The sequence below is a fragment of the Cyclobacterium sediminis genome, from assembly GCF_054781075.1.
The window spans coordinates 408,498-422,762 of sequence record NZ_BAAGVC010000044.1; the positions used below are offsets into that span (position 1 = coordinate 408,498).

Sequence of the window (14,265 nt, forward strand, 5' to 3'; positions counted from 1 at the left end):
GCATCCATGGATTTGGTAGTTACAAGTATTTAACCCCAGCGGAAAAGTAACATCAGGCCAAAACCGAATGCCTCAAATAAACGATAGAAAGATATCATGCGTTTATTAGAGATTAAATTTAAAAATGATAAAAAATGTTATATTTACTATAGGTTATTAATTACCAGTACAATGAACATAGAGACAAGGAAATACAAAATCATACAAAAAGTAATGCAATCTTCTGATGAGAAATTATCAAAAATAGAAGAAATGCTAAAGGAAGAATCAGAGCTTGAAGCGAAGTTGGAAAAAGCTATGCAACAAGTTAGGGAAGGTAAGGTAAAGCCTCATAGTGAGGTGCGAAAAAGATATGAAAAATGGCTTTAGAAATAGTTTGGTCAGAAGAAGCCGAGAACCAGTTAGACGGAATTGTTGACTATCTGAAGAAAACTGGACCGAAAAAGAAATAGAAAAATTCTTCAAACGTTTAGAAGAAGCACTAAAACAATTAAGTCAGCACCCTCAACGTTTTAAGAAATCTGAAAGAAAAGAAGGAGCAAGAAAGTTCCAATTAAGTCCTCACAATACACTTTTTTATAGCTACAATACAGAAAGGTTAGAAGTATTGCTTTTGTGGCCAAATAAAGATGACCCAGCTAAACTTGATCAATAAACCGTTCCCAAACTCTCAACCCAAACCATAATAGCCAACCCGCCTACATGCTACCGGATTAAAAGTTGCGATTTTCATCACTATGAAGCAAAAAGTCAGTCACTAAAACGGGCGCTTATTATTATAGTTTTATAGGTGTGTCAGTAAGTCCTTTCGGAATCAAAGACATACTGTATAAAAGATGGACCTAGGTTTACCGCAACTGCTGAGTAGACGGATTTCCAATCACTACTTTGTTCTGTTTTGGTAATTTCATCTATCCTTCATTAGCCAATTGGAAAGGATAGAAGGGGGGTAAATTAAACACAGGTGGGATGCAGCCTATTTGCTTCTAAAATCGGTTATGGTTTTTCCATTGTATCGATATACTCCATCCGAACCGAACCAAATACTGCCATCCTTGGCTGCTAAAATCCCAAATAGCATCTTTCTTTCTTTGGTATTTATTTCGGTTGCTGCGGGTGTTTTATTTAAAAAGGTCTGGGAATAATAATGTGTAAGTACCCAAGATCCTTCTTTAGTTTCTGAACTTGTCCAGATATTTCCTTTCTTATCCTCATGAATGTATCCAATAAAATTCTTGCTGATGTTGGTGAATTTACCCTCACCAGCCTTGAGCGAAGTCGATGGGTCATAGCGCCATAAGCCATCATTTCCACCTAGCCAGATAGTGCCTTTTTTATCTTCGATTATAGATCGAACATTGGTAAACGGCTTGTCCTTTTGGCTTACAATGGTAAATGTTTTTCCGTCATATAGATAGGTGTTGCCCCTTGTGGCAAACCAAAAAGTACCCGTATTGTCTTCAATGATGGAATTGACCTCGTTAGGGGGACGTGTAAAATCTGGAACAGTTTTTCCTGTATTGTCTTCAACTATGGTGTTTTCAGCCAATATATAATTTTGAAATGATTTCCCATTGTACAAGCTAATGCCCCCATTTGTGCCAAGCCAAATGTTGCCGGCTTTGTCCTCAAAAATGCTGGTAATCTCATTATTCGGAAGTCCTTCTTTGGTGGTGAAATTTTGAAAGGCTTTTCCATCAAAATAATAAACACCTGAGCCAATACTTCCAAACCACATATTGCCTTTGCTGTCTTCCAAAATAGAAAAGAAGCGGGCTGAACTTACATCCTTTGTTACATTGGTAAAAGATTTTCCATCATATCGAAACACTCCTTCCCAGGTAGCCATCCAGATGTTGCCATCACCATCCTGCACCAAATTACGTACAATTGAATTAGGCGCTTTGGAAGTGTTAAACTCATTGGTTAGGGAATTGGATTGGTCTTTTGAAAAGTCAGATTTGACTTGATCTTTACATGAAGTGATACAAACAAATAGCATTAGCCAGGAAAATAATCTTAGGTGTTTTTTCATTTTTTATTTGTTAAGCATGTCCAAACCTAAAGCTATCTAAAGTCAATAGGGTAAATGGAATGTAAAAAGAATGTAAATCAAGGTAAAACTGAAATTTGACCTGTATTAAACCTTATATTTGAGCAATGAAAAAACTGATACAACCTGCCGGAATCGGAATAATTACCATGCTTTTTACGATGGTACTCCTGTGGCCATGGAAGTCAGACGATTTTGCAGAAAACAGGGAAATCAGGTTGAGGAATGTGGGGCACCAAATCTTGCTTGCCTCAGGTGATAGCACTTCAAGGGTTTTGCCAATCAAGAAAATAAGCGAGAATGAATTCATTCTCGTATTTGAAAACCCTTTCCAATTTGATCCGGACAGTTTAGTTAAAGTCATTCATAAGAGTTTGGGGGAGGGCTTAATAAACAAAGAAGCTGAAGACAAGTATCAGGTGAATGTGATGGAATGCAAGGCCAATCAGATTGTTTACAGTTATCAAATGTCCAATCACAAAGACAAAACGCTCATTCCCTGTCAGGGACGCGTGCAGCCAAAAGATTGCTATAGCATCAAAATCCGGTTTGAACAAAACGCAATAAGGGCATCCAACTTTTCAGTACCGATCATCTTTGGGGTTTTGACTTTTGGATTTTTATTTCTTTTCTATAAAAAGTCAACCAAGGCAAATGGGAATAAAAACAAGGACAATAGTCAATTCGTGGAAATTGGAAAGTTTGAACTGTATACCGGTAAACAGCTTTTGAAGATCGAAAATGAAGAAATCCAACTTTCCCAAAAAGAAAATAAGTTGCTTACACTTTTTGCTTTACACCAAAATGAAACCCTTGAGAGAGATCGCTTGCTCAAAGAAATTTGGGAAGATGAGGGTGTATTTGTGAGCAGAAGCCTGGACATGTTTGTCTCCAAACTCCGGAAAAAACTACTGCAAGATCCGAATATTCAACTCAAAAATATTCGAGGTAGGGGTTATGTACTTCAGGTAAAATGAAAAACGGCCGAAACATAATGATAAGGCAAATATGATTGATTATACATTCTATCAAGATTAACCTTTGTAGCATTAACATTTTTTCTACGATTTATTATTCTCCTTCGATGCTAAATGGTTACAATTTCCTTTCCTCCAATTTCTTGAAAAACGCTTCCCGGTAATTTCTGCTGATGGGGTAAAAGGATTTACCTATTAAGATTTCATTGGATTGAACTTCATCAATTTGGCTCATATTGATTATAAATGAACGATGGATACGGACAAATTCCTCCGGTAAGCCATTGGCCACATTTGTAAGGGAAATCAAAGACATAACCTTCCTGTTTGGAGTGATGATTTTGATGTATTCTCTTTGTGCTTCAATGGCTTGAACTTCTTCGTACCTAATTTTGACAATGCGGGTATCGGTCTTTATAAAAAAATAGTCTGTGGCTTCTTTGGCAGGCTTGGTAGTATTCTGTACTGACAGGTATTCAATGGCCTTTTCAATGGCTTTTTTAAAGCGCTCGAATGAAACCGGCTTCATCAGGTAATCAATCACATCCAATTCATAGCCTTTTACTGCATATTCCTCATAGGCTGTCACAAAAATTGTTAGCGGCTTATCGTTAAGATCATTCAATAAATCTATACCTGTCATCAATGGCATCCGGATGTCCAGCAATAGAATATCTACAGGATGCTTCTTTAATACCCCTAAGGCTTCTTCACCGTTGCTGCAAAGACCCACCAATTCTAAATCAGCAAGTTTGGAAACATAGTCCATAAGTAATTTTCTGGCAGGTGGCTCGTCGTCTACGATAAGGATCTGGTATTTCATTTTAGGTCGAGGGTTAATTTTACTTCAAAGGAGGTGTTATTTTGATTTAATATCAACTCGTGTTTGCTCGGGTAAATCAGGTTTAGCCTTTTTTCTACATTCAGAAGGCCAACCCCACTTTCTTCCTCAGCTGTCTTACGGGCAAGGATCACATCATTTCTAATGTAAAAGTGAAGGATGTCTTCTGCATCTATACTAAGCTTTATTGTTATCCGTCCGTCTATGGTATTTCCATGCTTAAAGGCATTCTCAAGGAAAACCAAAAAAATCAAATGGGCAACCCTATGCCTTTCCAATACCCCTTCATAATTAAACGTAATCCGTGGCTTTTCATCCAGCTTTAACCTCCATAACTCAATGAAATTTTCCATGAATTTGATTTCTCTGGAAAGGGATACATAGCGGCCTTGGTCTTCATAAAGCATATGTCGCATCATCTCGGAGAGTTTCATAATCGCCGGAGCGGTATTGTTTTCCTTGAAATAAGCCATTGAATAAATATTATTCAAGGTGTTGAAAAGAAAATGTGGACTTAATTGAAGTTTTAGGAACTTCAACTCAGTTGCTAATTGACTGTTTCTAAGTTCAATTTCATTTCGCTGCGCTGATATCATATTGGCAAAAAACCAAACGACGGTGGTAATAAGGTAAAAGCCAAAAGCCGGTACTGATCTAATAAAATAGGTATAGGTGACAGACCTGTGGGTCATTCCGAGCAAGTTTACCCTTAATAAGACGATGGTAACAACCACCGCAATGGAAGCCAAAATGTATCCGGTATATTTACCTTTTTTATAAAGTTTTGGTAGCAGAAGGTAATAATTCAAATAGGCAATAGCCGAGGAAGTTAAGACATCAGAAACTACCGCTCTCGAAATTTCCCGAGAAGAATTGATCCAATTGCCTAAGGAGGCGTACAGAATCGTCCCATAGCATAGCCAAAAAAGGACATGCAGCACATAGAAGGCCGGTCGCGAAATAAAATTATTTTTCATTCTGGAAATATAGCTTTTTAAATAACACAATTTTATAGCAATCATCCAAAGGACAGTACTGATCTACAGCAGGTGGTTTTAATCCAATAAGTGGTAAAGGCCACACCTTCCGACCATGCTTTAATAGAAGCCATATTCATTCGTAGATCAAATTTGACATTCGGATGAGAGAAGCATGCATTCTATTGATTTGGGTTAAATATTTGGATATTTTTTTGTCTATTCGTAATGAATGAATGGCTTTTATTATTTCCAGGAATGGAAAATTAAACATCAAAACCCAGAATTATATGAAAAAGTACCTATGCCTGTTTGGCCTAATTTTTATATGCAATTCCATCACTTTTGCTCAATCTGCGATAGAGCAGGAAATAAAAAAACTCTCTATGGACAAGTGGCAATGGATGGCTGAAAAGGAGGTGTCGAAACTGGAAAACCTCTTTGACGATAAGGCCAGGTTTGTCCATATGAGTGGAAGTTGGAAAAAAGATCGTGAATTGGAGATTATCAAAACGGGAAGCATTTGGTATAAAAATGCTGAAGTTCATGATTCTGTTGTGGAGCTTTCAGGCAACATTGCAGTAGTATGGAACAGAATCACCTTGACCGCTTTTGTTCGAGGCAATGATGTAGAAAATGAATTTACAGTAACAGAAGTGTATGAAAAGCAGGGAGAAAACTGGAAAATGCTGGTTTTTACCTTCAGCAGTGTTAGAGATACCCACGAAATTGAACATTAACCCTACATTTTATATCTGTGAAAAGGACGATTTTTGGATTAATAATCCTATTGCTGACCTCACCATTTGCCTTTGGTCAAGAGGAAGAAACGGAACAAGAAATCATTGAACTTTCTAAAACCAAATGGCAGTGGATGGCAGAAAAGAAGGTTGATAAATTGGCTGAACTCTTTGACGATAAAGCAGTATTTGTCCATATGGGAGGTTCTTGGGGGAAGGAGCGTGAAGTGAGTATTATTGGTAGTGGTGGCATTTGGTATAAAAACGCCGAAATACATAAGGTTTCTGTGGAATTAATAAACGATACGGCCATTTTGCTGAATCGGATCACTTTGATTGCAGAAGTGGGAGGGAATGAAGTTACCAACCCGTTTGAAGTCACTGAAGTATATATAAAAAAAGCAGATGGCTGGAAATTGGCTGCCCTCTCATTTACCAAATTGATGGCAACTGCCAACCGCTAATACTCCTAAATAAATGAGATTGTTTCTGTTGTTTATATTGACGTTCTGCTCTTTAAATTGTTCGGGACAAACCTATTCGGAATCCACAAATTATCCTGGTGAAATGCATTCTGAGGAAATCCTTATTGTCTATATTTCACGGACCAATAATACCAGGGCTGTAGCCGAAATGATTCATGAAAGAGTAGGGGGAAAGCTCGTAAAATTAGCGCTCGAGACCCCTTATCCAAAAGAGTATGATGCTATAGTTGCTCAGGTGGCAAAGGAAAATGAAGAAAATATATTGCCACCTCTGAAAACAAAAATTAGCCTTAAAGGATATAAGACCATATTTGTAGGTTTTCCTACCTGGGGCATGCAGCTCCCACCACCCATGAAAACCTTTCTTAGTGAAAATGACTTTGATGCTAAATCCGTCATTCCATTTAATACCAATGCAGGTTTTGGCATTGGAAGTAGTTTTGAAACTGTAAAAAGGCTTTGTCCAAACAGTGAGGTATTGAAAGGCTTCTCCACTCAAGGTGGTATAGAGCGTGATGGTATTTTATATGTTATGGAAGGAGAAAAAGAAATGGAGGTAAGAAAAGCAGTTAATCAATGGTTGGATAGTCTTCAAATATTCTCTTCTGTTTCTTTTTTATATGAAAATAAGGCCCAGGGGAAAAGTCATGGGAAAGTTAGTTTTTAGGGCTGATAATGAGTAGCTTAATTATTTATATTATCTGTAAAATAAAAAGACATGTCTAGGCCTGCCACCAATTTCAATAGAAGGTCCTTTCTGAAAGTTTCGGCTTTAGCCGGAGGAGGGATGGCTTTGAGTTTCAGCTGGATTGTTGGATGTGAACCTAAAGAGGAAGAAAGCTTAGGCATGTCGAAGAACTGGTTCAGGTTGAATGGTTACATTCGAATCGGGGAAAATGGAAGTATTACTTTGATGTCTCCCAATCCCGAAGGTGGACAAAATGTAAAAACTTCCATGCCGATGATTATAGCCGAGGAGCTTGATGTCGATTGGAACAAAGTTATTGTAGAACAAGCCCCTTTAGATACGGACAATTTTACACGGCAATTTATTGGGGGAAGCCAGGCTATTCGTACCGGTTGGAAAGCCTTGCGAACGGCAGGAGCAACTGCACGCCAGATGTTAATCTTAGCAGCTGCAAAAACCTGGGATATTCCTGATAGTGAAATTAAAACAGCTTCCGGTTTTGTGTTGGATATTTCAGGAAAAAGAAAAGCAGACTATGGGAGTTTAGCCGCATTGGCAGCCACTTTACCCATACCGGAAGATGTTAAATTAAAGGAAGTCCAGGATTTTAGAATTATTGGAACTTCTAAAAAGAACGTTGATCTACATAAAATTATAACAGGAAAACCGCTTTTCGGCATAGATTTCAAAAAGCCGGAAATGCTTTATGCGATGATTATTCATCCGCCTGCAATTGGTAAAAAATTGAAATCTTTTGATGACTCCCGAGCGCGTTCCATGCCGGGAATAAAGGATGTTTTTGAAATAAAATCCATTCAGGATGATTATAAAAAGACTTTTTTCGATACGGTTCAATTTACAGATCTAATTGATGTGGTAGGGGATAGTACCTGGCAAGTTCAACAGGCTAAAAATGCCGTAACTGTTTCATGGGAAATTCAGGAAGGTTTTGAAGAAAAACGCGAAATGTTTGGTACAGAGGGAGTTAGAGTGGTTCCTAAAGGCTTGGAGAGCAGTGCTGAGCAGGAAGGAAAAATGAGTCAGGCAGCCTTAAGCCCTCAAATACAAAGAATGGATGGTAACCCTACTAAAGAATTCGAAAAGGCTACTAGGGTCATTGAACGAAGGTTTTCCGGACCATTTCTGGCTCATAATTGTATGGAACCTATGAATTTTTTTGCCCATGTTCAAGGCGATAAGGTGTTTTGTGCAGGGCCTTTACAGAAACCTGAATTGACAGAACAGACACTTTCAGACAGGCTGGGGATTCCAATTGAAAATATCGAAATAACCATGACACGACTTGGTGGGGGCTATGGGCGAAGATCTTATGCCCATTGGTTAATTGAAGCCGCCGTGATTTCCCAAAAAACTGGCGCGCCAATAAAACTTCTTTATAACAGGGAGGACGAAATGACTGCCGGAGTATACCGGTCTCGTTATCAAGCCACCTATCGGGCAGGTTTTGATATCAATAATGAATTGGTAGCTTTTCACGTCAATGCAGGAGGCCTGCCTGAAAATCCATTGTATCCCAATAGATTTCCCGCAGGGGCTGTGACCAATTATTTAGCTGAAGGATGGGAAGTTCCTTCCAATATTACCACCGGTTCTTTCCGTGCACCCCGATCAAATTTTATGGCTTGTGTGGAGCAATCATTTTTAGATGAAATTGCTGAAGTGACTGGACAGGACCCTATAGATTTTCGATTGAAATTGCTACAAAGGGCTAAGGATAAGCCTGTTGGCGATAATAACGATTACAACCCGGACCGCTATGCCAAGGTCTTGGAAATGGTGAAGGAAAAGGCAAATTGGAGAAATGCCCCTGAAGGAGTGCATCAAGGCGTTTCAGTTTATTATTGCCACAATAGTTATGCTGCTCAGGTAGTTGATTTGAAGATAATAAATGGTGAAGTTCACTTTGAGAAGGTGACAAATGTGATAGATTGTGGAATTGTTGTAAACCCGGATGCAGCAAGAAATCTTTGTGAAGGGGCAGTAATTGATGGAATTGGGACAGCCATGTTTGGGGAACTAAGAATTGAGGATGGGGTAATAAATAAATCCAATTTTGATACATACCGGATGATTCGAATGAAAGAAGCTCCCAAATCCATAGCCACCTATTTTGTAGAAAATGGCGAAGATCCTACAGGTTTAGGTGAGCCTGCCTATCCACCTATTTTCGCAGCGGTGGCCAATGCCTTGTATAAGGCTACAGGAAAGAGGTTTTATGATCAACCATTTATCAATCAATTGCGTGGCTGAAACCAGCTTTTATAATGTGAAGGAACTCAGGTATAAGTTGATAAAAAAAATATATACATTTGATTTAAATGCTGTAAAGCATTAATTTAGAACCAAATACATAGACTAATGGCACAATTCAAGCTTAAAATTAACGGGAAATTTCATCAGGTAGACGTAGACCCAAATACACCAATGCTTTGGGTTTTGAGAGATCATTTGGATCTGGTAGGAACTAAATTTGGCTGTGGTATTGCCCAATGTGGTGCCTGTACCATTCATATGGATGGAAATGCTGTAAGGGCTTGTCAATTACCTGTGTCTTCCGTTGAAGAGGCTGAGATTACAACCATTGAAGGGCTTTCGGAGAAAGGAGACCATCCCGTTCAAAAAGCATGGATGGAACATGATGTACCGCAATGCGGTTATTGTCAAGCAGGGCAAATCATGTCAGCTTCTGCCCTTTTGAAGAAGAACCCTAGTCCAAATGATGAAGAGATTAACCAGGCCATGAATGGTAATATATGCCGATGTGGAACCTATACGAGAATTAGAGCTGCAATTAAAACTGCCTCCCAAATCGCTTAAACTATTAGAATTATGGCTTTTACAGATAATAAATTAGATAGAAGATCATTCCTGAAAGTTTCTGCCTTGGCCGGAGGAGGTATGATGCTTAGTTTTAGTTGGCTAGCGGGTTGTCAACCAAAGTCGGAAGATGTGCTGACCATGCCGGATGAATGGTTTGAATTGAATAGTTATATTAAAATTGGAGACAATGGGGTGGTTACTCTATTTAACCCCAACCCTGAATTTGGCTCCAATGTAAAAACTTCTTTACCTATGTTGTTGGCTGAAGAGTTGGATGTAGATTGGAAAATGGTCACCGTTGAACAGGCAGATTTTTATCCTGAAAGGTTTGACAGGCAGTTTACAGGGGGAAGTCAGGGGATAAGGCAGGGTTGGATTCCTTTACGTACAGCGGGAGCTACTGCAAGGAAACTGATTGTGCAGGCTGCAGCCCAAAGTTGGAATGTGGCGGAAGGTGAAATAACTACCAATCAAGGAATTGTTAAACACATAACCTCTGGGAAGAGAGCGGGGTATGGAGAAATGGCCTCATTCGCTGGAACACTGGATACACCGGATCCTGAAACCGTTAAATTAAAGGAAATTTCTGATTTCAAAATCATCGGGAAATCCAAAAAGAATGTTGATGGAGATAAAATTGTAACCGGTAAATCAATTTTTTCGATTGACCATAAAGTTTCCGGTATGAAGTATGCAGCCATTGTGCATCCTCCTGCATTTGGGATGAAGCTAGTGGATTTTGACAGGAGTTCTGTGGTCTCATTGCCGGGGATTCAGGATGCCTTTAAGATCAATGTTTTTAAAGATGATTATGCAAGAAATTTTTTCGATACCACGACCTTTCCAGAGCTTATAGCCATTGTTGGCAACTCAACTTGGGAAGTCATGCAAGCCAAAAAAAGTATTAAAGCAGGATGGGAACCCGCTTCTACAGGTACTTTCCCTATGGCAGGTAGAGGTGGAGAAAATATTGAGATGAAGGTTCCGGCAGGATTGGAAAGCTCCAGTATTCATAAAAAAAATATGGCCGATTATCACGCTAATCCGGGACAGGTTCGAAGAAAAGATGGGGATCCCGAAAGTGCATTCAAGCGGGCGACTAAAGTGATTGAACGTACTTATACCGCTCCTTTTTTGGCACACAATACCATGGAACCAATGAATGCCTTTGCAGATGTGAAAGGTGACAAGGCTGTCATTTACGGGCCTACACAAGCGCCGGATTTTATTATGGGAACGCTTTCCAGTAGCTTGGGGATTCCTCGGGAAAATATACAAATAAAGCTGGCCAGAATGGGGGGAGGTTTTGGCCGTAGGGCATATAGTCATCATTTTGTGGAGGCGGCATTGATTTCTCAAAAAATTCAGGCTCCTGTAAAAATGACCTATACCCGTGAAGACGACATGAGTGCAGGGGTATACCGGCCCACCTATTCAGCGACCTATAAGGCTGCATTGGATAACGAAAACAACCTTTTGGCATTTCATGTAAAGGCAGGAGGAATTCCTGAATCTCCATTGCATGCAAATAGATTTCCTGCCGGAGCTGTAGAAAACTACCTTGCCGAAAGTTGGCAAATTGAATCGAATATAACTATAGGAGCTTTTCGTGCACCGAGGTCCAACTTTATTGCAGGTGCTGAGCAAAGTTTCCTGGATGAACTTGCGGAAGTGATGGACAAAGATCCCATCGATTTTCGTCTTGAACTGCTTGAAAAAGCAGCGACCAACCCTGTGGGTGATAATAATGATTATGATCCAAAACGGTATGCAGGAGTCTTGAAACTTGTTCGGGATAAATCTAATTGGGAGAAACCTTCACCCGGAATTCACCGTGGTGTATCTGCCTATTTCTGTCATAATTCGTATGTGGCCGAGGTGATTGATATTTCTATTGTTGACAATCAGCCCGTCGTTGAAAATGTCTTTGCTGCTGTTGACTGTGGGGTAGTAGTTAACCCGGACGCTGCGGCCAATATGGGAGAAGGAGCAATTGTTGATGGAATAGGGAATGCATTTTATGGTGAAATGGCCTTTGAAAATGGTGCGCCAACAAAAAGGAATTTTGATAAATACCGAATGATCCGCCATAGCGAAGCACCCAAAAATATTGAAGTGTACTTTGTAGAAAATAATGAGAACCCTACCGGTTTGGGTGAGCCTTTATTTCCACCGGTATTTGCTGCATTGGGAAATTCTCTTTACAAAGCGACAGGGAAAAGGCTTTATGAGCAACCTTTTTATCCACAAATCACACAAATACAAAATTTTAAAATGTAATTAATTGCAATGGGTAAGAATTAAGTTTAATCCGTGAAAGATATTTCTTGGGTTCTTTTCTGAAAGGTGAATAATTAGCCTCTATTTCCTTTCCAGTTGTAGTTTATAAAAGGTAATAAAATCCTGTTCCTCACCGATAAATTCATCATTTCTGAGGGCGTAGAAGGGCTTATCTAAGTTTTCAATATTTAAAATATAGCCAATATGATAAGGGACGATGATTTCATTGGAAAGGATAGAATCTTGGTATATAATTTTCAGCACTTGATTTTGAAAGTCTTTGTAATTAGGGTAGTTTTCTCGAAGCTTTAATTCATTTTGGATAAAAATTTCTTCCTCAATACCTTCTTTATAATAAACCACTGTTCCTTTTTCTGTTACAAAAAGCTGATTGATCCTTCCGTCAAGCATTTTAAAATGAGATATGTATTGGTTTTTTTCTAGATGTTCACCATTGTCTAAAAATTTAGAAGGTTTAAAATCAACAGTATTTAAGTAATTTCCCCCTTTTGTTAAGTCGTAAATATGAATCAATGGCTCATTGCTTAGGGCCAGGTGAAGTTTATTCCGGGATACACCAAATTGGATTATAGGCCTTTCAAAGAATTTGTTGGTGGAATACCTCGAGGTACTTGGTATCTTAATTAATGGTTTTGATCCTCCTGTTTTTGGGTCAATTTTTTCTAACAGAAAGTTGTCCCGAATAAAATGTGGGCCATAAGGGTTGGCATCATCTCTGCCCGGATAAAAACTGATCAATGAATCGTTATAATATTCCAGATTTTTAATAAAGCCACCTCCATCCTGTGATTGGCTCAGAAATGAAAGCTTTATTTCTTGCTTCAAAGTTAAATTCGTATTTAACTCATACAGCCAGCCCATAAAACTAGCCGCAAAAAGTCTTCCATCCTCTGTGTATTTTAGTTGGGTGGGATATTGAACTTTTTCCGGTCCATCTTTTGGATAAGAAATTTCATAATTGATCTTACCACTAGAGTCAAACCCAATCAGTTTATTTTCCTCAAAATTATAAAACACGCCTTTCCCATTTCGAAAATCACCTCCATCAACCGTCCCCAAAAAGTCTACTTGGATAGAGTCCAAAATCACGAGTTCCCATTCGTTTGTAAAAGCCGCTATATCTGAGACTTCTTTTTTTGAACAAGCTATTTGGAAGATTGAAAGAATAACTATTGCTAAATACTTAAATTTCATTTTCTTACCAATTGAAGTTTATAGAAAGTAAGAAAATCTTGCTCCTCTCCAATAAAGTCATCATTTCTGAGGGCGTAGAAGGGCTTATCTGCGGACTCAATATTTAGAATTATTTTGATTTTTGAAGGAATAATCAACTCATTGGACCAGCCTTGTCCATGCCTGTAGATTTTAAGATAATTTTTAAGAAATTCAGGATAGCGAGGGAAATTCTCTCTTTCCTTTAATTCATTATTCACAAAAGTATCTCCATCAATCCCACCTTGATAATTAACAATGACATGATCCTGATCAGAAAAAATACCTTCAATACTAGCTTCGCGCATTTTTATTCTTTCTTGATAGGTTACGGGCGTATTCTGTCCGGGTATCAATTTAAAATCACTTGGCTTCATGTCTATACTCCTTTTCCAAAGGATACTGTCCCCCATTGCATATACATGTATGAGGGGTTCATTGGAAAAGGTAAGGTACAAACTGTCTTTTTCTACAATGAAATTAATGTCAGGCCTATTAAAAAATGCATCACTGCTATATTGGGATGCCTGAGGGGTTCTTACGGCCGGTTTTGAAGTTTTTGTTTTAAGGTCATAAAGTTCGAGAAGAGGGTAATCCCTATAAAAATAGTCAATGTATGGGCTGATACCGTTTCGCCCCGGATACCAAAGCAGTATTTTCTCATTCCAGATAGCAATATTTCTTCGGTTATAGGCACCTCCTCTGGCTTCACCCATAAAAGGCATTTTCAAACGGTCCTTTATGTTAAGATTGGCATCGAAATGATAGATGTCACTAAATGAAGTTGTCCCAAAATATTCTCCCTTATGTTCAATTAAGGTTTCTAAAAATAGAACAGATTCCGGACCTTCTTTTGGGAATTCTTTATTCACTAGAATATTTCCTAATGAGTCAAATTTCATCAAACCATTATTGGAGCTAGTTTTAATAAGACCTATTCCATTAGAAAAAATACCTTCTCTTACCTCAGTTAGATAGTCTACCTGAATAGAGTCCAAAATTACAAGTTCCCATTCATTGGAATCCGCGCTACTGTTGGAGGTTTTGGTTCCATCCGTGCAAGCATAGGCCGACACCAATAGCAAAATCAGGAGATTACGTACTTTGATCATTTGGAATTAAGTTTATTTTATAAAGGGAAAATTATTCT

13 protein-coding genes are annotated in these 14,265 nt (G+C 38.6%); 8 read left to right on the forward strand and 5 right to left on the reverse strand.

Annotation, left to right across the window (positions count from 1 at the left end):
- The first annotated feature begins 96 nt into the window (after positions 1–96).
- Positions 97–369, forward strand: a complete 273-nt coding sequence (locus tag ACYVHJ_RS23605) for a hypothetical protein (protein WP_460520124.1) — start codon at positions 97–99, stop codon at positions 367–369.
- Between the two features lie 607 nt (positions 370–976).
- Here ACYVHJ_RS23605 and ACYVHJ_RS23610 read toward each other — a convergent pair.
- The gene (locus ACYVHJ_RS23610; RefSeq protein ID WP_460520127.1) at positions 977–2,035 is read right to left on the reverse strand and encodes a ligand-binding sensor domain-containing protein; all 1,059 of its coding nucleotides are present in this window, start codon (positions 2,033–2,035) and stop codon (positions 977–979) included.
- A gap of 125 nt (positions 2,036–2,160) precedes the next feature.
- Here ACYVHJ_RS23610 and ACYVHJ_RS23615 point away from each other — a divergent pair, with 125 nt between their 5' ends.
- On the forward strand, positions 2,161–3,030 hold the full coding sequence (locus tag ACYVHJ_RS23615) for a winged helix-turn-helix domain-containing protein (protein ID WP_460520130.1): 870 nt from the start codon (positions 2,161–2,163) through the stop codon (positions 3,028–3,030).
- Between the two features lie 118 nt (positions 3,031–3,148).
- Here ACYVHJ_RS23615 and ACYVHJ_RS23620 read toward each other — a convergent pair whose 3' ends face one another.
- Both ACYVHJ_RS23620 and ACYVHJ_RS23625 read right to left on the reverse strand, forming a co-directional pair.
- Positions 3,149–3,853: a LytR/AlgR family response regulator transcription factor gene (locus tag ACYVHJ_RS23620; RefSeq protein WP_460520133.1), complete on the reverse strand. Its 705-nt coding sequence runs from the start codon at positions 3,851–3,853 to the stop codon at positions 3,149–3,151.
- Positions 3,850–4,848 (reverse strand): sensor histidine kinase, encoded by a 999-nt coding sequence (locus ACYVHJ_RS23625; protein WP_460520136.1) that lies wholly within the window; start codon positions 4,846–4,848, stop codon positions 3,850–3,852. Before ACYVHJ_RS23625 ends, ACYVHJ_RS23620 begins: the two co-directional genes overlap by 4 nt.
- A gap of 290 nt (positions 4,849–5,138) precedes the next feature.
- Here ACYVHJ_RS23625 and ACYVHJ_RS23630 point away from each other — a divergent pair, with 290 nt between their 5' ends.
- The 6 genes from ACYVHJ_RS23630 (at position 5,139) to ACYVHJ_RS23655 (ending at position 11,882) form a co-directional block, all read left to right on the forward strand.
- Positions 5,139–5,588: a nuclear transport factor 2 family protein gene (locus ACYVHJ_RS23630; RefSeq protein ID WP_460520138.1), complete on the forward strand. Its 450-nt coding sequence runs from the start codon at positions 5,139–5,141 to the stop codon at positions 5,586–5,588.
- Positions 5,589–5,605: 17 nt separating this feature from the next.
- Positions 5,606–6,052, forward strand: a complete 447-nt coding sequence (locus ACYVHJ_RS23635; RefSeq protein WP_460520140.1) for a nuclear transport factor 2 family protein — start codon at positions 5,606–5,608, stop codon at positions 6,050–6,052.
- A gap of 103 nt (positions 6,053–6,155) precedes the next feature.
- Positions 6,156–6,740: a flavodoxin family protein gene (locus ACYVHJ_RS23640; RefSeq protein WP_460520142.1), complete on the forward strand. Its 585-nt coding sequence runs from the start codon at positions 6,156–6,158 to the stop codon at positions 6,738–6,740.
- Positions 6,741–6,791: 51 nt separating this feature from the next.
- On the forward strand, positions 6,792–9,032 hold the full coding sequence (locus ACYVHJ_RS23645; RefSeq protein WP_460520145.1) for a molybdopterin cofactor-binding domain-containing protein: 2,241 nt from the start codon (positions 6,792–6,794) through the stop codon (positions 9,030–9,032).
- 108 nt (positions 9,033–9,140) lie between these two features.
- On the forward strand, positions 9,141–9,599 hold the full coding sequence (locus tag ACYVHJ_RS23650; protein ID WP_460520148.1) for a (2Fe-2S)-binding protein: 459 nt from the start codon (positions 9,141–9,143) through the stop codon (positions 9,597–9,599).
- A 12-nt stretch (positions 9,600–9,611) separates the two neighbouring features.
- Positions 9,612–11,882: a xanthine dehydrogenase family protein molybdopterin-binding subunit gene (locus ACYVHJ_RS23655; RefSeq protein ID WP_460520151.1), complete on the forward strand. Its 2,271-nt coding sequence runs from the start codon at positions 9,612–9,614 to the stop codon at positions 11,880–11,882.
- 81 nt (positions 11,883–11,963) lie between these two features.
- Here ACYVHJ_RS23655 and ACYVHJ_RS23660 read toward each other — a convergent pair whose 3' ends face one another.
- Together ACYVHJ_RS23660 and ACYVHJ_RS23665 are read right to left on the reverse strand one after the other, a co-directional pair.
- Positions 11,964–13,097 carry a hypothetical protein gene (locus ACYVHJ_RS23660; RefSeq protein WP_460520154.1) on the reverse strand — a complete coding sequence of 378 codons (1,134 nt, stop codon included), beginning with the start codon at positions 13,095–13,097 and terminating at the stop codon, positions 11,964–11,966.
- Positions 13,094–14,227, reverse strand: a complete 1,134-nt coding sequence (locus ACYVHJ_RS23665; RefSeq protein ID WP_460520158.1) for a hypothetical protein — start codon at positions 14,225–14,227, stop codon at positions 13,094–13,096. Before ACYVHJ_RS23665 ends, ACYVHJ_RS23660 begins: the two co-directional genes overlap by 4 nt.
- Positions 14,228–14,265: the final 38 nt, after the last annotated feature.